This is a genomic window from Aeromonas rivuli (genome assembly GCF_000820045.1).
In the GTDB taxonomy this organism is placed as follows: Bacteria; Pseudomonadota; Gammaproteobacteria; order Enterobacterales; family Aeromonadaceae; genus Aeromonas; species Aeromonas rivuli.
In genome coordinates this window covers 21,481-41,993 of the sequence record NZ_CDBJ01000021.1, presented here as the reverse complement: position 1 = coordinate 41,993, position 20,513 = coordinate 21,481, and the positions used below count along the sequence as shown (strand labels likewise).

Below are 20,513 nucleotides of genomic sequence, written 5' to 3'. Positions count from 1 at the left end.
AGACGTTAACGTCAGCCTGCCGACCGATGCCAAGGCGGGTGACACCCTCAAGGTGAGCGGCCAGGCTGACCGTGTGCTGAGCGATGCCGACATCAGCGCCGGCAAGGTGGCTTACGAGTTTGACCGTCCGGCTGATGGCCAGAAGATTACCATTACCGCCACCCTCGTGGATGCCGCCGGTAACGTCTCGGCTGAAGGCAAAGACAGTGCCACCATGGGTGACACCACAGCTACCGGTGCGCCGACGGTAGTCATCGTGGACGACGTGAACAACGACCAGATGCTGACCAAGGCCGAGATCGGCAACGATCAGATCCAGGTGCGTGCCGGGGTCAGCCATGCTGATTTGGTTGCGGGCGGCAAGGTGACGCTGACTATCAACAATGGTGCCGTCAGCAGTACGGTTGAGCTGACGTTGAAAGCCGATGGCACGCTGCAATCGAACAATGGCAAGAGCTATGGCTATCAGAACGGCGTTATCAGCTGGACTGAAGCGACGCCGGGCAATGGAACATCGTTGACGGTGACCGCGACCCAGACCGACCAGGCGGGCAACACCTCCCTGCCGGGCAGCGATACTGCGCTGGTATTGGCCGTTCCCGTCACTTCCGGCGGCTACGCCAGTGGCGCCGAAGACACCCCGCTTTCCCTGAAGTGGAGCGATTTCAAGGCCAGCGATGCCGATACACCAGATGCTCAGCTGTCGATCAGGATCACTTCACTGCCAGCCGATGGCTTGCTCCAGTACAAGGATGCTGACGGTAAATGGCAGACAGTGACACAGGCTCTGGTGAATAGCGGGCTGACATTCAGCAAGGGGGATATTGATGCAGGCAAGCTGCAGTTCTTGCCTGACCTTCATGAGTCGAGCTCGGCTGCGGGCAACAATGGCGGCACTCCAGGCAACAAGTTTGGCGATTATGCCGCCTTTGATTACCAGGTCAGCGATGGCGTCAATGCCAGTGACAATGCCAAGTTCGTTATTGATATCAAGCCAGTTGTTGATGGCGTGACACTCAAGGTTGAGCTGGTGAGTGGCGGTTTGACCCCGGGTGCGGCGAAGGTGGAAGAGATCCTGGACTCCTTGCAAGGCAAAAATCCATCATCGAACCCGACCGGAGGGAATGATTATCTGGTGTCCAGCAATGGCAGCTGGGTAGATGGCGGGGCTGGCAACGACACGATCAAGTTCGGCAGCGGTACAAGCTTCCAGGCGATCGGTGGGGCTGGCAACGACACCCTGATCGGTGGGGCCAGCGTCAATGAGCACCTGATTGGCGGTGACGGAGATGACATTCTGATCGGTGGCAAGAATGCAACGTCCTCGGTCAAGCTGCAGGGGGATGGGGGCAACGATACGCTTATCTCTCAAAGTCTGAAGGCAACCACTTCCTATTACGGCGGTGACGGCCAGGATGTTGCCTACATGCCCGGCTCGATGAAGGCGCTGAAACTGGTCACGACCGGTTTGCCCAACAGCTGCGACTACCGGCTTGTCTATACGGACCCTGTCACTGGGGCGGTGACTAACCATGACTTCTACAGTGTCGAAACCCTCTATCTGCAAGATGGCAAGTACCAGTTTGAGGGTGGCCAACTGAGCAAGGTTGCCGACCTTGCAACCCTGAAGATAGATGCTGACTTGATAGACACAGACGGTAGCGAGCGCTTTACCGAGCTGACCATCAAGGGACTGCCGCAGGGGGCTGAGGTCTCCGGCGGTACTCTGCAGGCTGACGGCAGTTGGAAGGTGCCAGCCAGCATGCTGGATCAGGATGGCAAATTGTCGCTGCAGGTTGAACTGCCGGTCGGTAGCCAGAATATCAAGGTTACCGTTGTGGCGGGTTCGCAAGAGTACGACATGAATGGTCAACCTATCTCGGGTGAAGTGAAATTTACCGAGGCAGACGCCGGCTTCATGATTAAACCGGCCAATCCGAATGGTGACAACACCCTTGATGGCGGCGGTGGTGATGATGTGCTGCTGGGGGATATAGGTGGCATCAAGACGTCGGTCGAGCCTGGCAAGAATTACAATGTCGCCTTGATCGTGGATACCTCAGGCAGTATGAAATATGGCCTGAATGGGAATCAGGATCCCAGCTCAGGTCAGGATCGGATGACATTGACGATCAATGCACTGAAAGTGTTGGCCAACCAGCTGGCCAGCCACGATGGCGTGGTCAACGTGACGCTGATCGGTTTCGCCGGGTCGGCCAGCAATATGTTGAAGATCGAAGATCTCAACTCGGCAAACCTGCAGACGCTGATCAACAAGATCACTACCCTGTCTGCCAATGGGGCGACCAACTACGAGGATGCCTTCATCAAGGCGACCGAGTGGTTCAATACCAAGCCGGGGAGCGGGACAGGCCTGAAATTCGAAAACCTGACCTACTTCCTGACCGACGGCGATCCCACTGTGCACAACGGCGACTCCTCGTCTGGTGGTACCACGAATGATGCCGACATGCAGAAGGCCATCGACGCTTTTACATCTCTGTCGGGATTGAGCGAGGTCAAGGCAATTGGCATAGGTACCGGTGTGACGGAGGGTAACCTGAAGTATTTCGACAATACCCAGGTGGCCGGTGCGAGCAGTCAATATGGCCAGTCGCAAATACTGAATGACTTCTCGAGTAATAGTGGTGTGTGGAGAGCGAGCAGTTGGGGTAAAGCTGGTGATAGCTCCGGCACCGTTGTGAGAGACAACGACAAGATTGAGTTAACTGATAAAGCCTCTTCCAGTGCGTCGATCTTTACCAGTGCAACACTGGCGGTGGCGGCGGGTAATGGCATCCGCTTTGATTTGTCTACAGATAGCGATTTTTCTTCCGGTGACAGTTTCTCGGTGCAATTACAGCGCTGGAATGGCTCGAGCTGGGTCAATGTCGGTAGTGCTTTAAATACGACCGGAATGATAGACAGTGGTCCTTTAGTCGCTGCCGATTATCGCTATGTCTTTACATTGAATGATATAGATGACGGTTGGAGTTGGAGTCGGGGTTGGGATAACACGTCGGCCACGCTGGTGATAGATAACCTCGCCAAGGTGACGGACTATCCGCCGATCGGTCAACCCGACATTATCACCAAGGCCGAGGATCTCCAGGCCGTGCTTGTGGGTGGCTCGGTGACGAATACTCCCGCAGAGGTTGGTTCGGATACGGTCAATGGCGGTGCAGGCAGCGACATCCTGTTTGGCGATGCCATTAACACCGATTATCTGCCCTGGGGCGCGGCGGGCAATCCGGCCAAGCCGACGGACTGGGTCAATGGCAAGGGACTGGATGGCTTGACCCAGTTCCTGACCTTGAAGAACGGCTATGCCCCCAGCACCGTAGAGCTGTACGAATATATCAAGGGCAATGCCAAGTCATTTGATGTCGCAGGTGATACTCGTGGCGGGCACGACAAGCTGTATGGTGGCCTGGGAGACGACATCCTCTTCGGCCAGGGAGGTAACGACGAACTCTCCGGTGACGCTGGCAACGATGCCCTCTATGGCGGTACCGGCAACGACACCCTGAGCGGCGGCTTGGGCAATGACATCCTGACTGGGGGCCTCGGCAACGACATCCTGAAGGGGGATGCGGGATCAGATGCCTTCACCTGGCTGAAGGGGGATACGGTCGCAGGCTCGGTCGCCAAGGACTATGTGCTCGACTTCTCCAAGTCCGAAGGGGACAAGCTGGACCTGAGCGATCTGCTCGACAGCGATGGCAGCAAGAGCCAGAGCTCCCTGAAGAGCCTGCTCTCTGTGTTCCAGGACAGCGAAGGGGTGCACCTGCAGGTGAAGGAGAGCAGCGCGGCGCCGGTGACTCAGGAGATAGTGCTGATGAATCACAGCTTCGATACCCTGACGGGCAATGCGGGCGCGACCTCGACCCAGGTGATCGATTTCATGTTGAACAACCATATGCTGGAGATCGATAAATAAGGCTCTGCTGGATCCGCAAGTATCAAGACGGTGGCTCAGGCCACCGTTTTTCATGGTGCCAAGCAGGAAGAGAGAGCGAGCAGCAGTGACTTGAGCCTTGCATGGCAAGGAACAGCATCAGGTAGAAGAGGGGAGTCGGAAGGCAATATAGGAAGGCAATAGAAGAAAAATAGGAGGAGAGATCTCCTCCTAGCAAGGCGGCTGCTTAGAGAAGGGTAACGTTCTCAGCCTGCGGACCTTTCTGACCCTGAGTCACGGTGAACTGAACCTTCTGGCCTTCGGCCAGGGTCTTGAAACCAGTGCTCTGGATGGAGGAGAAGTGAACGAAAACGTCCGGGCCCTGGGATTGCTCGATGAAGCCGAAACCCTTGGTCTCGTTGAACCATTTGACTTGGCCGGTGCGAATGTCAGACATGTGTAAGTCCTATCTATAACAAAATGAAACTAACGCCTGGTACAGGCAGGGTTTGCCTAGAAGACAGGGGGAGGGCATGACTGACCTGTTTAACCGTCTCAGTCGTGCTCAACAGTCCCTGTTTAAAGCAAAAACGATTGTACGTGAGCGCGGATCCTTGTCAATTTTCGAGGATTCATTTTTTGAGCAAGGTAAAACTATTGGTCAATCAAGCCGTTGTCGGCAGGGATTGAGCATGAAAAAGGAGGCATCAAGCCTCCTTTTTCTGTTCGGCGCCTTGAATGCCTTACTCCTTGAGCGCAAAACCCTCGCCCTGGCGATCGTAACGATAGAGTACCTGGAAGTCGTCCCGGATTTCGACACGCTGGATCCGTTGATCGTCTCCGACCAGGATGTTGAGTGACTTGCCGGTTTGCATCCGGGTCAGCGGTCTGTCCGGTCCCTCAATGGCAATGAGGCGGCTCAACTCGACCCCGGGTAACTGAAACTGGCGGAACAGGGAGAACAGGGTTTCGCCCGCTGCCACCTTGTGCCGCAGCCACTTGCCATTGACCGGTTCGGGTTCGACGGCAACCTTTGCCTGATTTTGCGGCTGTCGCAGCGCGTTCTGGGTTTGGACCGGGATGGCGACGGGCACGCTGAGCACGCCGGAGGGGGCTGCTTGCGGCGCGCTGGGCGCAGGTTCCCAGGCCAGCAGGATCAACCAGACTGGCACCAGGATCAGCAGTGCGATGCAGTGCTTGCGGGGCAGAGGGGTTTGCCACTTGCGGCCCTGATCCGTCTTGGGCCGGCTGGCATCCCGGTTTCTCAGCTGCCCCAGAGTCTGGCCAAGTTGCTGGCGCAGGGGCAGGCTGGCGGCGTTGATACGTTCAAGCAGGGATCCTTGAGACTCGTCTTTATGACGCTGTGCTCGTCTGTTATGGCCACGGGGGCGACGATCCGGGGTGGGCACGGCAGTTACCTCTCACTACAATTGCCTGCCATCAGGCAAATCAGGCGCCTATGGTAAACGGACTCGTCCCCGAGGGGGAGAGCCCGTGACAGGAAAATTATCAGCGCAGTCGGAATTGTCCCAGTAATTGCTGTAATCGTTCCGCCGCCTGACGCAGCGCCTGGCTGGCGTTGGCGGTCTCGGCTGCATCCTGGGCGATGTCATTTGCCAGGACGTTGGTCTGGGCCAAATTGCCAGAGACCGTCTCGGAGACAGAGCTTTGCTCCTCGGCGGCGGAGGCTATCTGGTAGGTCATGTCATTGATGGTGGCGATGGCCTGATAGATGCTGCCAAGGGCGGCCTCTGCCAGATCCGCCTCTGTCACGGCCTGTTGCGTCAATTGCTGGCTGAGACTGATGGCACAGACGGCATTGGTCGAGCTGTGACGTATCTTCTCGAGCAGCTCCTGAGTGTTCTGTACCGCCTGCTGAGTGTTGCGGGCCAGCTGGCGCACCTCATCGGCCACCACGGCAAAGCCACGGCCCTGATCCCCGGCCCGGGCCGCTTCGATGGCGGCATTGAGTGCCAGCAAGTTGGTCTGATCGGCAATATTCTGAATGACGGTGAGAATGCTGGTGATCTGCTCGCTGTCCCGTGCCAGCCCTTCGACCACCTCGGCCCCCCGGCCAGCCTCCGTCGCGACCTTGTGCATCGACTGGATCACTTGCTGGAAGCGTACCTTGCCCTCATCGGCCGCGCTCTGGGCCTGCTTGGCGGAGTCGGCGGTGTTGTTGGCATGGGTCGCTACCTCCTGACTGACATAGGACATCTCCTGCACCGCGGTCAGCATCTGCTCCATCTCCGCCTGATGAGATTGCAGGTTGCGATCCGTCTGACCCGCGATGCGATCGGTATCACCGGCGTGACGGTTCACCTCGCTGGCGGTACCGAGGACATCGCCGAGCAACCCCTGTAGCTTGTCGATGAAGCGGTTGATGCCCTTGGCCAGATCCCCCAGTTCGTCGACTGAGTGAGCCTGGAGTCGCCTGGTCAGGTCTCCTTCGCCATCGGCGATGTCATCCACCAGGCTGACCATCTGCCGGATAGGACCCGTGATGCTGCGCGCAATAAACAGCATGGCGGCCAGGGCCAAGCCCAGCACCAGCAGGGCGCCTATCAGCTGCTGGCTCATGGCGGCACGGTTCAGGTCGTTGAGCTGAGCTTCGAGCTGATCGGCACGGGCCAGCACCACCTGATAGGGCAGGGTGACGATGATGGCCCAGTTGCGGTGCATGCCAGGTACCTGAATGGGCACAGAGATCCGAAATGCCTCGTTGAGTTCCTGGCGCTGCACCTCTGGCTTGAGGTATTGACGCCACTCCTGACCGAGCCGTTGTGCGGCCGGGCCACCGAGCAGGGCCGCATCGCCACTGGTGCCGGTGATCACCCCGGCGGCGCTGACGATCAATGTCTCACCCTTGCCGTCATAGATGTTGCTGTTGAGGTGCCTGGCCTGCTGATTGATGGAGTCTACCGTCAGATCCAGTGCCGCTATCCCCTTGAACTGACCCTTGACCATGATGGGGCTGGTGATGGTGCTCACCAGCACCTGCTGACCGTTGATGTCGACCTTGAAAGGGTCGATGAGGCAGGCCTGGCCTTGCTGTTTCGGGCAGGCATAGTAGTCGTTGGCCGGGTTGCCGAAGCTGTCTGTGTCGCTTTTCTCGATGGAGAGCAGCAGATCCGAGCCTATCTTGGCGCCATCACGATAGAAGTAGGGCACGAAGCGCCCTTGGGGGTCACTGCCCAGTTCAGTCTGACCGGCGAAAAGGGCATCATCGCCAGCAAAGCCATTGGGCTCGAAACCGGCGAAGGCACCATAGAGCTGTGGCTCGAGGGCGAGCTGGGCCTTGAGCAGATCATTGACCTGTGGACGGCTGAGGTTGAGCCGCCCCTCCTGTTGCAGGGTCAGTACACTGGCCATCTGCTGGGTGTAAGAGAGCCCCTTTTGCAGCAGTTGTGTGATGGCGGCCGCCTCGGCGCGGGCCTCGGCACTGACTTTCTGCCATGCCTCTTCTTGCAGGGCTTCGCGGCTGGAACTGACGGTCAGTTGCTGAGTCTGGCGGCCCGAATATTGGGTCTGCAAGATGAGGATCACCAGTGCGAGGGTCATGGCGATCCCAGCCATCACCAGTATGCGGTGTGAAATAGAACGAAACTGCATCATGCGTTCCTTGTTGTAGGGTGAAGTTGGCTGAAATATCGGCGGATTAGCTGAAAGCTCCAGCTTTTGTTAGCAGTAGAGCCGAAAATAGCGAGATGTTTTGCGATCCTCCTCATGTCCGGGGAGAAAGGGATTCATGCTTGCCCTGCGCAGGCCCAGATTTCCCCATTGGGAGCGCTGAGCGTTACCGTCCTGTTGTTCGGCCCCGTTGCTGGGATTTAGGTTCGACTCTCCCGGGGGAGAGCCTGTTGCATATCCGGGTTGCTCATCTTGAAGGGGGTGATCAATGTCCAGTTTTCCCATCCGGGGGCGGGAGTGCTAAAATGCGGCGGTTTTTCTAACGCATTGGCCCAAGGCCCTCTACACAAGGCTTAAAGATGAAAGTCAAAACCCGTTTTGCTCCCAGCCCGACCGGCTTTCTGCATGTCGGCGGTGCCCGTACCGCGCTCTACTCCTGGCTCTATGCGAAAAGCCAGGGTGGCGAGTTTGTGCTGCGTATCGAGGATACCGATCTGGAACGTTCCACCCAGGAGGCGATCGACGCCATCATCGAGGGCATGGAATGGCTGGAGCTGAACTGGGATGAGGGTCCCTATTACCAGACCAAGCGTTTCGATCGCTACAACGCCCTGATCGACGAGATGCTGGCCGACAGCCGCGCCTACAAGTGCTTCTGCTCGCGGGAGCGGTTGGACGCGCTGCGTGAAGGTCAGATGGCCAGCGGCGAGAAGCCGCGCTATGACGGCAAGTGCCGGGATGCCGCTCACGATCACCCGGCCGATGCGCCCCACGTCATTCGCTTCCGCAACCCGACCGAAGGCTCAGTGGTGTTCGATGACCACGTTCGTGGCCGCATCGAGTTCGCCAACAGCGAGCTGGACGATCTCATCATCCGCCGCACCGACGGCGCCCCCACCTACAACTTCTGCGTGGTGGTCGATGACTGGGACATGGAGATCACCCACGTGGTGCGTGGTGAAGACCACATCAACAACACCCCGCGTCAGATCAACATCTACAAGGCACTGAACGCGCCTGTGCCTGAGTTTGCCCACGTCTCCATGATCCTGGGCGACGACGGTGCCAAGCTCTCCAAGCGCCACGGCGCCGTGTCCGTGATGCAGTACCGCGACGACGGCTACCTGCCGGAAGCCCTGCTGAACTATCTGGTGCGTCTGGGCTGGTCCCACGGCGATCAGGAGATCTTCACCCTGGACGAGATGATCAAGCTGTTCAGCCTGGATGCCATCTCCAAGTCGGCATCCGCCTTCAACACCGACAAGCTGTTGTGGCTCAACAACCACTACATGCGTAGCCTGGATCCGGCCTATGTCGCCAAGCATCTGGCATGGCACATGGCCGCCCAGAACATCGACACCAGCAAGGGGCCGACCTTGCCTGAGGTGGTGACCCTGCTGGCCGAGCGCTGCAACACCCTGGTGGAGATGGCCGCCCAGAGCCGTTATCTGTTCGAAGAGTACGAAGCGCTGGACGAAGCCGCCGCCAAGAAGCACCTGCGCGGCGTCGCGGCCGAGCCGCTGACCCTGGCCAGGGCCAAGCTGGCGGCCCTGGAGACCTGGACCACGGAGGCGCTGCACGAGCTGATTGAAGCCACTGCCGCCGAGCTGGGCCAGGGCATGGGCAAGGTCGGCATGCCGCTGCGCGTCGCCGTCACCGGTCTGGGTCAGTCCCCGGCCATAGACGCCGTGATGGCGCTGGTGGGCAAGGAGCGGGTGCTCGCCCGCATCGACCGCGCGCTGGCTTATATCGAAGCGCGTATGGCCGCCGAGTAAGCTTGCCGTCGGACATTGTCGTCACCGGTCTGGGATAATCTCCCCCGGGTATCGACGCCTTGATGGCCTTGGTCGGCAAGGAGCGGGTGCTGGCTCGTATCGACCGCGCCCTGGCCTACATCGCAGCGCGGATGGCCGCCGAGTAAGCTTGCCGCCGGACATTGCCGTCACCGGTCTGGGATAATCTCTCCCCGGGTATCGACGCCGTGATGGCCTTGGTCGGTAAGGAGAGGGTGCTGGCTCGTATCGACCTCATACTGGCGTACATCGCAGCACGCATGGCCGCCGAATAAGTCGATTCATTGCCATAGAAAAAGGGCTCCCGTTCGGGGGCCCTTGTTGTTTGTACCCAAGAGTGATTTGTGACCAAAAACAGCAAGATAGCGACAGGGTCGCCGGTAAAAACAGCTAACTGCCTGAATTTTGACTAAACGCATCGACGCGGGGTATTTTTGGGTTGACAGCAAAGCGGTCGATGCCTATCATGCGCCTCCGTTGCCGGAGATAACTTTGGTAGCACCGAGGTGAGTTGGGGTTATAGCTCAGCTGGGAGAGCGCTTGCATGGCATGCAAGAGGTCCGCGGTTCGATCCCGCGTAGCTCCACCAAATTCTCCTCGAACAATCTGGAATCTAAGGGGTTATAGCTCAGCTGGGAGAGCGCTTGCATGGCATGCAAGAGGTCCGCGGTTCGATCCCGCGTAGCTCCACCAGATTCTTGATTGACGAATACCCAGGGCAGTGCGGTGTGTATCACCCAGGCCGACCTTTGTGGGGTTATAGCTCAGCTGGGAGAGCGCTTGCATGGCATGCAAGAGGTCCGCGGTTCGATCCCGCGTAGCTCCACCACTATTTCGCAGTAAGGCAAACGGACACCAGAACCGATTGTCTAAAAAGTAAAGATTTCGGGGTTATAGCTCAGCTGGGAGAGCGCTTGCATGGCATGCAAGAGGTCCGCGGTTCGATCCCGCGTAGCTCCACCACTATTTCGCAGTAAGGCAAACGGACACCAGAACCGATTGTCTAAAGAGTAAAGATTTCGGGGTTATAGCTCAGCTGGGAGAGCGCTTGCATGGCATGCAAGAGGTCCGCGGTTCGATCCCGCGTAGCTCCACCAATTTCTTGTTACAAGAAAGCTAAAGGCCACCGCATCGCGGTGGCCTTTTTGCTATGCGCATCCGCTCTTCGCTCCCCTTCCCGACGTGAATTGTCGTCTCATCAGTCATCGTATGGCGTCCTAGTCATGAGGTGGCTCACAGTTCCAGCGCATGATATCAGCGGTTTCGGGCATGTCGGTGTCGATGCTTGTGCTGATAATCGTGTTAATTGCTAGCTGTTCGCGGCATTTTGGCTGCTTTTTCTGCGTTTATTGTGTTCCGCCCAAACATATTTTCCTTTGTGAATGAAGATTGAGCATTTGCGGGCGACTTCCTATACTCGGGCCGTTCCAGATGGAATCCAGGTAAAGAGCAAACCGGTTGAAAGACCGGGACGCAAAGCCTCCGGTCTACCGACTCCAGGGTCCAGGATAGCGGGGTTACCCAGGTAAGAGTCAGTGACGCGTCCATCGTCACTTGTCTTCTTCGTCGTACCTGTTGCGGTTGTGCTTTGCCTTGGTCAGCGTTTTGCCAAGACAAAAAACAAGGATGATAACAAGATGCAACAACTCTTAAGACCAAGTCGGCTAGCCATGCTGGTCGCCCTCGCGTCCCTGCCCGGTTGGGCACTCGCGGCCTACCCCGCCTATCAGGCAGGCACCGCCTACAAGGCTGGCGACATCGTCAGCAACGTCGGTAGCCTCTACCAATGCAAAGCATTCCCCTACTCCGGCTGGTGCAGCGGTGCCAGCTCTCACTACGCCCCGGGCACAGGTACTGTCTGGGCCGATGCCTGGACGCTGTATCAGGATACGACTCCCCCTGCACTGGACCTGACACTCTCTTCCCCGGCCGCGGGCAGCTCGGTGAGCGTGGGTGCAGAACTGGCTCTGGCCGTCAGCCTGGCCGGTAGCAGCAGCGCCGTGACCCAGGTGGTCTATCTGGTCGATGGCAGTCAGGTGGCTGCCGCGACCTCTGCCCCTTGGTCAGCCAGTTGGGCTGCCAGCGGAGTGGGCGCTCATCAAATCACGGCTCGCGCCCTGGACAAGGATGGCAAGAACCTGGATGAAGCTCAGGTCAGTGTGACGGTGACGGCCGTGGTTGCCCCCGAGGCACCCAAGGCCAGCATCACCAGCCCGGCCGCCGGGGCCAAACTCACCCTGGGTCGCGCCGTCACAGTGACCGGCAATGTCACCGATGCCAATAACGATGTGGCCAGGGTCGAGCTCTATGTGGATGGCAAGAAGGCGGGTGAGGACAGCAGTGCGCCCTGGCAGCTGAGCTGGACGCCGCAGACCAAGGGGAGCGCCGCGCTGACCCTGGTCGCTGTAGACAGCCAGAACCTGTCGGGGGAGTCCGCCCCGGTGTCGGTCAGTATCGAAGAGGCGGCCTTGCCGCCCACCGGTGGCAATCTCTCCTGCGACGTTCGCCAGATCTATCGCGCCGATGGCAGCGAGTGCATGGGGGATGACCATGGCCGCCGCGTCATCGGTTACTTCACCTCCTGGCGTACCGGCAAGAACGGGCTGCCTTCCTATCTGGTAAACGACATTCCCTGGGACAAGATCACCCACATCAACTACGCGTTCGCCGCCGTGGATGAGCAGAGTCACCTCATCAAGGTGGATGACGCCGCCACCAAGCTGACCTGGGAAGGGGTGCCGGGCGCCGAAATGGATCCGGAGTTTGCCTATCAGGGCCACTTCAACCTGCTCTCCAAGTACAAGAAACAGTATCCAGACGTGAAGACCTTGATCTCCGTGGGCGGCTGGGCCGATACCCGTGGTTTCTATGCTGCCACCACCAAGGGTGACTGCTCGGTCAATACCGCTGGCATCAATGCGCTGGCCAACTCGGCGGTGAGTTTCATTCGCCAGTACGGCTTCGATGGGGTGGATATCGATTACGAATATCCGACCTCCATGAAGGATGCGGGTAACCCCAATGATTTCCCGCTCTCCAATCTGTGTCGGGGCAAGCTGTTTGCGAACTATGAAGTGCTGATGAAGACGCTGCGCGAGCGGCTCGACAACGCGGGCACCGAAGACGATCGCAAGTACATGCTGACCATAGCGTCGCCGGCGTCGGCCTATCTGCTGCGTGGCATGGAGAACTTCCAGGTCACCCAGTATCTGGATTACGTCAACCTGATGACCTATGACTTCCACGGTGCCTGGAACAACTTCGTGGCCCATAATGCCGCGCTGTTCGACAACAAGGCAGATCCGGAACTGGCCCAGTGGGGTGTCTATAACCAGGCTCAGTTCGGTGCCATCGGCTATCTGAACGCAGCCTGGGCGGCGCACTACTTCCGTGGTGCCATGGCGGCTGGCAAGATCAACGTGGGTGTTCCTTATTACACCCGTGGCTGGCAAGGGGTGACCGGTGGTACCCATGGTCTCAATGGCAAGGCAGCCTTGCCAAGCCAGAGCGACTGCCAACCGGGTACCGGGGGCAGCACCATCCCTTGTGGTAATGGCGCGGTCGGTATCGACAACATCTGGCACGATCTGGACAAGAACGGCAATGAGATAGGTGGCGGCGCCGTGCCCATGTGGCATGCCAAGAACCTGGAGCATGCGGCCAGCCTCGGCATCACTACCTTGCCCAGCTACGGCGCGGCTTGGGGGCTGGATGCCAATAACCCGGCTGACGTGATCCAGGGTCAGTACGTGCGTTACTACGATGACAAGGCCCATGCGCCCTGGTTGTGGAACGAAGAGAAGAAAGTGTTCCTCTCCACCGAAGATGAAGAGTCCATGGGTCACAAGCTGGACTACATCATCAAGCGCGGTCTGGGTGGCGTCATGTTCTGGGAGATGGCGGGGGATTATGATTTCGATCCCGCCAAGAACGAATATGTCATGGGCAGCACCCTCACCAGTCTGGCGTATGACAAGTTCGCCACGGCGAGCAAAGCTAGCCTGAAGCAGAATGATCTGCCGGCCCCGGCCGCTCAGCTCGACATTGCCGTCAGCCTGACTGGCTTCAAGGAGGGGGATTCCAACTATCCCATCAATCCGACCCTGAAGCTGACCAACAACTCCACCCAGACCATTCCGGGCGGCACCCGCATCGAGTTCCTGATGCCCACCTCCACTTCTGACACCATCACGGATCAGAGCGGTATGGGGCTGACAGTGGTCGAGAGCGGTGGCAACCAGAACTCCGACGGCATCGCCAATGAGAAGGACTTCCACAAGGTGGCCCTGACCCTGCCGGGCTGGAAGGCCTGGGCACCGGGGACGGATGTTGAAGTCGCCATGACCTATTACCTGCCGGCAGCCGGTGTGCCAAGTGGCGTGCGCCTCGTCAGCGGTAGCCAGACCATAGGCCTGAAGTCCGACTTCCCGGCCCTGGCCGAGGCGGTACTGGGCGGTGGCGGCAGCAACCCTGGCCCGGGCGGCACGACCTGCAGCTCCCAGAGCGTCAATCCGGCGGCCTATCCGGCCTACCCGAGCTGGCCGCAAGGGGACCATGCCAATGGCAACGATCGCATGACCAATGGCAGTGCGGTCTGGCAGGCGAACTGGTGGACCAGCTCCGAGCCCAAGGCGGGTGATGGTAGCTGGAAGCTGGTTTGCAGCTACTGAGAGAGAGATTAACAATGCAAACGGGGCCTCTGGCCCCGTTTTTTTATCAAGAAAACCCCGGTGGCGGCCGACATAACATAGTAATGGCCATAGTACCGGGATCGGCGAGTCCCTATACTGGACCGCATTCGGATTGGGAGAGAAGGGCAATCATGGCGAGCATATTGGATTCAGTGGATCAACGTACCCAGCTGGTAGGGGAGAATCGCCTGGAGTTGCTGATGTTTCGACTCGGCTCCCGTCAGCTGTTTGCCATCAACGTGTTCAAGGTGCGCGAGGTGGTGAAACTGCCCCACCTGAACAAGATGCCGGGCTCTCATCACAACATCAGCGGCGTGGCCAATATCCGCGGTGTCTCCATCCCCGTCATCGATTTGCGCAGCGCCATCGGCATGCGCGGCCAAGCCCAGGAGGGAGAGGCCAACCTCATCATCACCGAATATAACCGCACCATTCAGGGTTTCCTGGTCGGCCAGGTGGCCAACATCGCCAATATGACCTGGAAGGACATATTGCCGCCGCCGCGCTCGGCGGGTCGCGCCAACTACCTCACCGCCATCACCCGCCTGCGGGAGGGCGATAGCGAGCAGATCGTCGAGATCATCGACGTGGAGAAGGTGCTGGCCGAGATCATCACCTACGACATCCGCATCTCCGACGCCGTGCTGGATAGAGAACTGCTGCCGCAGATGCAGGGGCGCAAGGTGTTGATCGTCGATGATTCCAGCACGGCCCGCAACCTGATCCGCGATACCCTGGCGCAACTCGGACTCGAAGTGATCGAATGCCAGGATGGCCTGCAGGCCTTGCGTTTGCTCAAGAGTTGGTGCGATGCGGGCAAGAGAGTGACCGACGAAATACTGCTGATGATCACCGATGCCGAGATGCCGGAGATGGATGGTTACCGCCTCACCCACGAGGTGCGCAGCGACCCGCGTATGCAGGATCTCTTCATCACCCTCAATACGTCGCTCAGTGGCAACTTCAACGAGGCCATGGTCAAGAAGGTCGGCTGTGACCGCTTCATTTCAAAGTTCCAGCCGGACCTGTTGGTGGGGGTCGCCCAGGAGCGGCTGCGTCAGTTGCTGGGTTGACAGACTATCGGGATGGTTCAGCAACCAAAAAGGTCAGCATCTGCTGACCTTTTTGGTTCTACAAGAGCCTGTCAGTGAGTCAGCAAGGGCTCGACGAAGCGGGCCACCTTGTCGCGGATGAGCGGCTGTGCCTCGGCCTTGGGGTGGATGCCATCATTCAGCATGAGTTCAGGGCGAGTGGCAATATCATCGAGGAAGAAGGGCAGCAGTGGTCGCTCATTCTCCTTGGCAAGATCCGGGAATATGGTTTCGAACTGGCGCAGGTAACGGGCCCCGTAATTGGGGGGCAGCTGGATCTGGGTCAGGATGGTGTGGATCCCCTGCTGCTTGGCCATGGTCAACATCTTGGCCAGATTCTGGCGAGTGATGGCGGGCGGGAAACCGCGCAGGCCATCATTTCCCCCCAGCTCGATCAGCAGCCAGTCCGGCTTGTGCTCCTTGAGCAAGACAGGCAGTCTGGTGAGGGCCCCTTGCGTGGTCTCGCCGCTGATGCTGGCGTTGATCAACTGATGCTGGCCACCGGCTTGCTGCCACTGTTGCTGGAGCAGGGCAGGCCAGCTCTGCTCGGCCTGCATCTGATAACCGGCACTCAGGCTGTCGCCCAGCACCAACAGTGTCTGTGCCTGCAACTGGCCACAGGCCATCACCCACATTAAGGCGAACAGGATACGCGCCATGACTTCAACTCCCATCATTTCGATTAGCAACCTCGGCAAGTCTGTGCGCCTTGGCAGTGACAATCTGACCATCCTTGAGGGGATCTCGCTGCAAGTCAAGGCGGGGGAGACTCTGGCTCTGGTCGGTGCCTCAGGTTCGGGCAAGTCGACCCTGCTCGGCCTGCTGGCCGGATTGGATCTGCCCAGTAGCGGCGAGATCCGCATTCAGGGTCACTCCCTCGGCGAGCTGGATGAAGAGGGGCGCGCCCGCTTGCGCTCCGATCACATCGGCTTCGTATTCCAATCCTTCCTGCTGTTGCCGACCCTGAGCGCCCTGGAAAACGTCATGCTGCCTGCCGAGTTACGTGGCGAGCGCGATTGCGAACCCAGGGCCCGCGAGCTGTTGGCGGCGGTCGGCCTGAAAGACAGGCTGGATCACTTGCCCCCCAGGCTCTCTGGTGGCGAACAGCAGCGGGTCGCCATCGCGCGCGCCTTCATGACCAGACCCAGCCTGCTGCTGGCAGACGAGCCGACCGGCAACCTCGACAGCAAGACGGGGGATACCGTCATCGAGCTGCTGTTCGAACTCAACCGTACCCATGGCACCACCCTAGTGGTGGTCACCCATGATCTGGCACTGGCTCAGCGTTGCCAGCGCCAACTGACCATGGCAAGTGGCCGCTTGCAGGGCAGCCCGGGCGAGGAGTCCCATGCTGCTGACCGCGATGACCGCGATGACCGCGATGACCGCGATGACCGCGATGACCGCGATGACAGCAGCGCCGTGCGTGCCTGATGCTGGCCCCGGGATCCGGTTTTATGTCGATAGAGAGCAGTCATGACCCAGTTAACAGGATGTCAGCGCATGAGGAGATCGCAATGATGCGGTCAGGATGGCATGAGCGTCAGACAGTGAGGGAGCCCCAATAATGATGCATTTACGATTGGCGCTGCGTCTGCTGCGCCGGGAAGGGGCCAGTGGCGAGCTGCGCTGGTTCGTACTGGCGCTGGCGCTCTGCGTCGCCTGCGTGCTGAGTGTGGCCCTGGTCGCCGATCGGCTGGACGCTGGCCTCAAGGCCTCGGGTCGTGACTTTATCGCGGCAGACAGAGCCCTGGGCACGAGCCGGGCCCTGAGTCCCGATCTGCTGGCCAGGGCGCAGCAGGACAAGGTGGCGGTGCAAGCCACGGTCAGCTTCAACAGCATGCTGTTTCACGGCGAGGCGTTTCAGCTCGCCTCTATTCGTGCGGTACCGAGTGGTTTCCCCTTCTATGGCACCCTGGAGCTGACCCCTCAGCAAGCCCCCAAACCGGGCGAGATCTGGCTGTCGCCACGGCTGATGCAACTGCTCGATGCCAAGGTGGGGGAGGCGCTTGAGGTGGGCAATACCCATCTCAAGGTGGCGGGCCTGCTTGGCCGTGAGCCGGATCAGGGATTTAGCCCCTTCCTGCTCGCGCCGCGTGCCTTGATCCACAGTGATGACATAGGGGCAACCGGCGCCTTGCTGCCCGGCAGCCGTCAGCAGTGGCGCTACCTGTTTCAGGGCTCGCGGGCCGACATCAGCCGCTTCGAAGCCTGGATAAAACCCAAGCTGGTGACGGGGCAGAAGTGGGTCACCCCGGATGACAAAGGCTCACAGGTGGGGCGCTCCCTGGCCAATGCCGAGCGTTTCTTCCGGCTCGCGTCCCTGGCGGGGGTCTTGCTCGGTGCCCTGGCCATGGGCATAGCCGTGCGGCATTTTGCCGAACGCCAGACTAGCATGGTGGCCCTGCTCAAGACACTTGGGGCTTCGAGAGGAACCCTTTGGCGCCTGATGGGCACCCTGCTGCTCTGCCTCACCCTGGTGGGCGCTCTGCTTGGCCTGGTGGCGGGCAGCGCCATGCAGTGGCTTACCCTGCATCTGCTTGGTGGCCTCTTGCCTGCGGATCTGCCGCCCCCCTCCTGGCGTCCATTCGCCCTGGGGGTGGCCGTGGCGCTCTTTATCACCCTGTTGCTCGCCTTCATCCCCTTCTTGCGCCTGCTCAAGGTGCCGCCGCTGCGGGTCCTGCGCCGTGAGCTGTCGGCGAGCGTCCCTCCCTGGTTGGCGCTGCCGGTGGGTCTGCTCGGTCTGTTCGCCCTGGTGTGGGGCTTCACCGCCGAGCTGGGGTTGTCCCTGGGGCTGGTCGCGGGCATGGGGCTGCTGATGGGATTGCTGGCCGTGATGGCAGCGGGCCTGCTCAGGCTCGGCGGCCGCCTCCAGGGTCCCCACGCCTTGCGTCTGGCCCTGGCGCATCTCTCCAGGGAGCGAGGTGCCGGTCTGTTCCAGCTGGCGGGGTTCGCCCTTGCACTCATGTTATTTGGCTTGCTGTGGGCGGCCCGGGTCGATCTGCTCGACGAGTTTTCCGCCCGCTTGCCCGCCGATGCGCCCAATCGCTTCCTGGTCAACATCAGCAGCGAGGAGCGCATTCCCATACTCGCAGCCCTCGGCGAAGCGGGTGCCGTCACCTCGGACTTCTACCCCATGGTGCGTGGCCGCCTGACCAGCATTGCCGGCGACGTCATCGGGTCCAATGGCCGGGAGGGAATCGACAGGGAACTCAACTTCACCAGCACGGCGCAGTTGCCTGCCGATAACCGCATCACCCAGGGGCGCTGGCTGGCGGGCAAAGGCGAGGTCTCCGTGGATGATGAGGTAGCCGGGCGGCTGGGCATCAAGCTGGGCGACCAGCTGGGCTTCAACATCGAGGGGCGCGAGTTCGAGGCGAGCGTCACCAGCCTGCGCCATATCAAGTGGGACAACATGCGTCCCAACTTCTACATGATCTTCTCGCCGGATCTGCTGACTGACTTTTCGCCGACCTGGCTTGGCAGCTATCGGTTGCCAAGCAGCGGCAAGGGCGCCGAAGTGGCGCTCATACGTCAATACCCCACCGTCTCCCTCATCGATGTGGATGATCTGATAGCCCGGCTGACCCAGGTCTCCCAACAGGTGAGCCGGGCCCTGGCCTTGATGCTGGGGCTGGTGACGGTGGCGGCCCTGCTGGTGTTGCTGACCCAGACCCAGGCCAGCATGGCGAGCCGACGCAGGGAGCTGCTGCTGATGCGCACCCTGGGGGCGAGCAGTGAGCTGCTGCAGCGCATGCTGCGTTGGGAGCTGGTGGCGACGGGCCTGCTGGCGGGATTGTGCGGGGCGGCCGTGGTGGAGATCTGTTCCCTGGCTCTGCAACTGCTCTGGTTTGAAGGGCAGTGGCAGTTCCACTGGTTCATCTGGCTGGGCTTGCCTGTGCTGGGTGCCTTGCTGGTCACCTTGGCCGGACAGGGGATGCAGCGCCAGTTGCTGGCGGGCACCCTGAGCGATCGATTACGGGGCCTGGGTCAGGGGCTGCTCTAAGGGCTCACCCAGGTAGATACCGGAGAAAAAGAAAAAACGCTTCATCCGCCCGGATGAAGCGTTTTTATTTGAGGATCTCTGGTTACGGGCTCGATGGGGGGCGTTCCAGCAGATTGCAAAGCGCCTGGGGCAGGGCCGGGAAGCTGAAATGAAAGCCTGCGTCCTGCAGCCGTTTCGGCAGGACTCTTTGCCCGGTGAGCAGCAGGTCGGCGGCCTCGCCCATCATGAGCTGCAGCGCCCAGGCGGGAATGCGCATCAGGTGGGGGCGCTTCAACGACTTGGCCAGTTGCTGGCTAAACTCCCGGTTGCTGACCGGGGTGGGTGCCGTGCCGTTATAGATGCCTTGGCAATCGTCATGCTCGAGCAGAAACAGCCAGGCGCGCACCAGATCCTGAATGTGGATCCAGGAGACCACCTGCTGCCCTTCACCCATGGGGCCGCCGAGCCCGACCCTGTAGGGCGGCAGCATCTTGGGCAGGGCGCCGCCATCTAGCCCCAGCACCAGGCCAATGCGCAAGATGCAGACCCGGGTCTGTTCACTGCTGGCCGCCAGGGCCAGGGATTCCCACCGGTTGCAGAGCTGATGGGTGAACTCGAGACTGGGGTGATCGCACCCCTCATCCAGTGGCTTGTCATCCTGGCGGCCGTACCAGCCGATGGCAGATGCGCTAAGCAGTGCCTTGGGGGGGGTGGTGGAGAGCTTGATGAGATCGACCAGCTGTTCGGTCAGCAGCCAGCGGCTATCGCACAGCTGTTGCTTGCGAACCGGGTTCCAGCGCCCCTGAGCGATGGGCTCCCCCGCGAGGTTGATCACCACATCGATGTCGTTGAGATGGTCGAGCCGGTCCAGGGAGTCAATCAGCTGCACATCGTGGCCGAGCAGTTGATACGCATGGCTCCCCTGACGGCTCAATACCACCACCTGATGCTGTACTTTAAGGTGGGCGACTAACTTGCGGCCGATAAAACCTGTCCCCCCCGTGATCAGTATCTTCATCTCGTCTTCCCCTCTCTGTCTGGCTCTACTCTAGTGAGTCGGCAAGGGATGAACAAGCCATGAGCATGAGGCAAGGTACACCAAGAGGCACCATCTGCATCTGTTGTTTTCTTTCAAATGATCCAGAAACTATCCACAAAAGCTGTGGAAAAGTCTGTAGATTAGCGGTGTGTCTAGCGTTAGTTAGTTGATCTTAAAAGAGTATTTCATTCTGATCTCGACTGGAGTGCAATTGCTCAATCCCCTGGCGCGAATGTGAGTGTTCGCTCAGGCGCTGCGCCACTATTGGCGAAGGCTCTAGGCGCTGGGGCGAGATCTGACCGGATCCGGATTTGATCTTCGGGATCAACATAATGCCCGCCAGCCATAAAAAAACCCGCCAGGAGGCGGGTTTTTGCAAGATGGCA

General features: G+C 59.7%; 11 protein-coding genes, 5 tRNA genes, 1 pseudogene and 1 riboswitch. Of the genes and pseudogenes, 12 read left to right on the top strand and 5 right to left on the bottom strand.

The window, feature by feature from the left end:
* Positions 1–3,940 (top strand): type I secretion C-terminal target domain-containing protein (locus tag BN1130_RS03490; protein WP_157013880.1); only part of this gene is annotated, 3,940 nt, incomplete at its 5' end.
* Positions 3,941–4,145: 205 nt separating this feature from the next.
* Here BN1130_RS03490 and BN1130_RS03485 read toward each other — a convergent pair.
* From BN1130_RS03485 to BN1130_RS03475, 3 genes are all read right to left on the bottom strand, one after another.
* Complete coding sequence (locus BN1130_RS03485; protein WP_005317918.1) at positions 4,146–4,355, bottom strand: cold-shock protein; 210 nt, start codon at positions 4,353–4,355, stop codon at positions 4,146–4,148.
* A 286-nt stretch (positions 4,356–4,641) separates the two neighbouring features.
* Positions 4,642–5,307 carry a LysM-like peptidoglycan-binding domain-containing protein gene (locus BN1130_RS03480; protein WP_042040351.1) on the bottom strand — a complete coding sequence of 222 codons (666 nt, stop codon included), beginning with the start codon at positions 5,305–5,307 and terminating at the stop codon, positions 4,642–4,644.
* A 100-nt stretch (positions 5,308–5,407) separates the two neighbouring features.
* On the bottom strand, positions 5,408–7,510 hold the full coding sequence (locus BN1130_RS03475; protein ID WP_042040349.1) for a methyl-accepting chemotaxis protein: 2,103 nt from the start codon (positions 7,508–7,510) through the stop codon (positions 5,408–5,410).
* 377 nt (positions 7,511–7,887) lie between these two features.
* Between BN1130_RS03475 and gltX the strand changes: the two genes are divergently transcribed.
* The 9 genes and pseudogenes from gltX to BN1130_RS03430 all read left to right on the top strand — a co-directional run bounded on the left by gltX (position 7,888) and on the right by BN1130_RS03430 (position 15,085).
* Positions 7,888–9,303 carry a glutamate--tRNA ligase gene (gltX, locus tag BN1130_RS03470; RefSeq protein WP_042040347.1) on the top strand — a complete coding sequence of 472 codons (1,416 nt, stop codon included), beginning with the start codon at positions 7,888–7,890 and terminating at the stop codon, positions 9,301–9,303.
* Between the two features lie 157 nt (positions 9,304–9,460).
* Positions 9,461–9,596 (top strand): annotated as a pseudogene (locus BN1130_RS23150) (glutamyl-tRNA synthetase); the annotation flags it as partial.
* A gap of 238 nt (positions 9,597–9,834) precedes the next feature.
* Positions 9,835–9,910, top strand: a tRNA-Ala gene (locus tag BN1130_RS03460).
* A 28-nt stretch (positions 9,911–9,938) separates the two neighbouring features.
* Positions 9,939–10,014, top strand: a tRNA-Ala gene (locus tag BN1130_RS03455).
* A gap of 60 nt (positions 10,015–10,074) precedes the next feature.
* Positions 10,075–10,150: transfer RNA gene (locus BN1130_RS03450), tRNA-Ala, on the top strand.
* A 58-nt stretch (positions 10,151–10,208) separates the two neighbouring features.
* Positions 10,209–10,284 (top strand) — tRNA-Ala (locus tag BN1130_RS03445).
* Between the two features lie 58 nt (positions 10,285–10,342).
* A tRNA-Ala gene (locus BN1130_RS03440) sits at positions 10,343–10,418 on the top strand.
* A 341-nt stretch (positions 10,419–10,759) separates the two neighbouring features.
* Positions 10,760–10,846: riboswitch (cyclic di-GMP riboswitch) on the top strand.
* Positions 10,847–10,958: 112 nt separating this feature from the next.
* Complete coding sequence (locus BN1130_RS03435) at positions 10,959–13,991, top strand: glycosyl hydrolase family 18 protein (protein WP_084218113.1); 3,033 nt, start codon at positions 10,959–10,961, stop codon at positions 13,989–13,991.
* Between the two features lie 152 nt (positions 13,992–14,143).
* On the top strand, positions 14,144–15,085 hold the full coding sequence (locus BN1130_RS03430; protein ID WP_042040342.1) for a chemotaxis protein CheV: 942 nt from the start codon (positions 14,144–14,146) through the stop codon (positions 15,083–15,085).
* 71 nt (positions 15,086–15,156) lie between these two features.
* Here the strand turns inward: BN1130_RS03430 and BN1130_RS03425 are convergent, their stop codons facing one another.
* Complete coding sequence (locus BN1130_RS03425) at positions 15,157–15,762, bottom strand: arylesterase (protein WP_042040341.1); 606 nt, start codon at positions 15,760–15,762, stop codon at positions 15,157–15,159.
* Between BN1130_RS03425 and BN1130_RS03420 the strand changes: the two genes are divergently transcribed.
* Both BN1130_RS03420 and BN1130_RS03415 read left to right on the top strand, forming a co-directional pair.
* Complete coding sequence (locus BN1130_RS03420) at positions 15,761–16,537, top strand: ABC transporter ATP-binding protein (RefSeq protein WP_232301919.1); 777 nt, start codon at positions 15,761–15,763, stop codon at positions 16,535–16,537. The genes BN1130_RS03425 and BN1130_RS03420 overlap by 2 nt on opposite strands.
* A 133-nt stretch (positions 16,538–16,670) precedes the next feature.
* On the top strand, positions 16,671–19,109 hold the full coding sequence (locus tag BN1130_RS03415) for an ABC transporter permease (protein WP_042040340.1): 2,439 nt from the start codon (positions 16,671–16,673) through the stop codon (positions 19,107–19,109).
* Between the two features lie 82 nt (positions 19,110–19,191).
* On the opposite strand, the gene BN1130_RS03410 is transcribed toward BN1130_RS03415, so the two are convergent.
* Positions 19,192–20,106 carry a TIGR01777 family oxidoreductase gene (locus tag BN1130_RS03410; protein WP_042040339.1) on the bottom strand — a complete coding sequence of 305 codons (915 nt, stop codon included), beginning with the start codon at positions 20,104–20,106 and terminating at the stop codon, positions 19,192–19,194.
* Positions 20,107–20,513 lie beyond the last annotated feature (407 nt).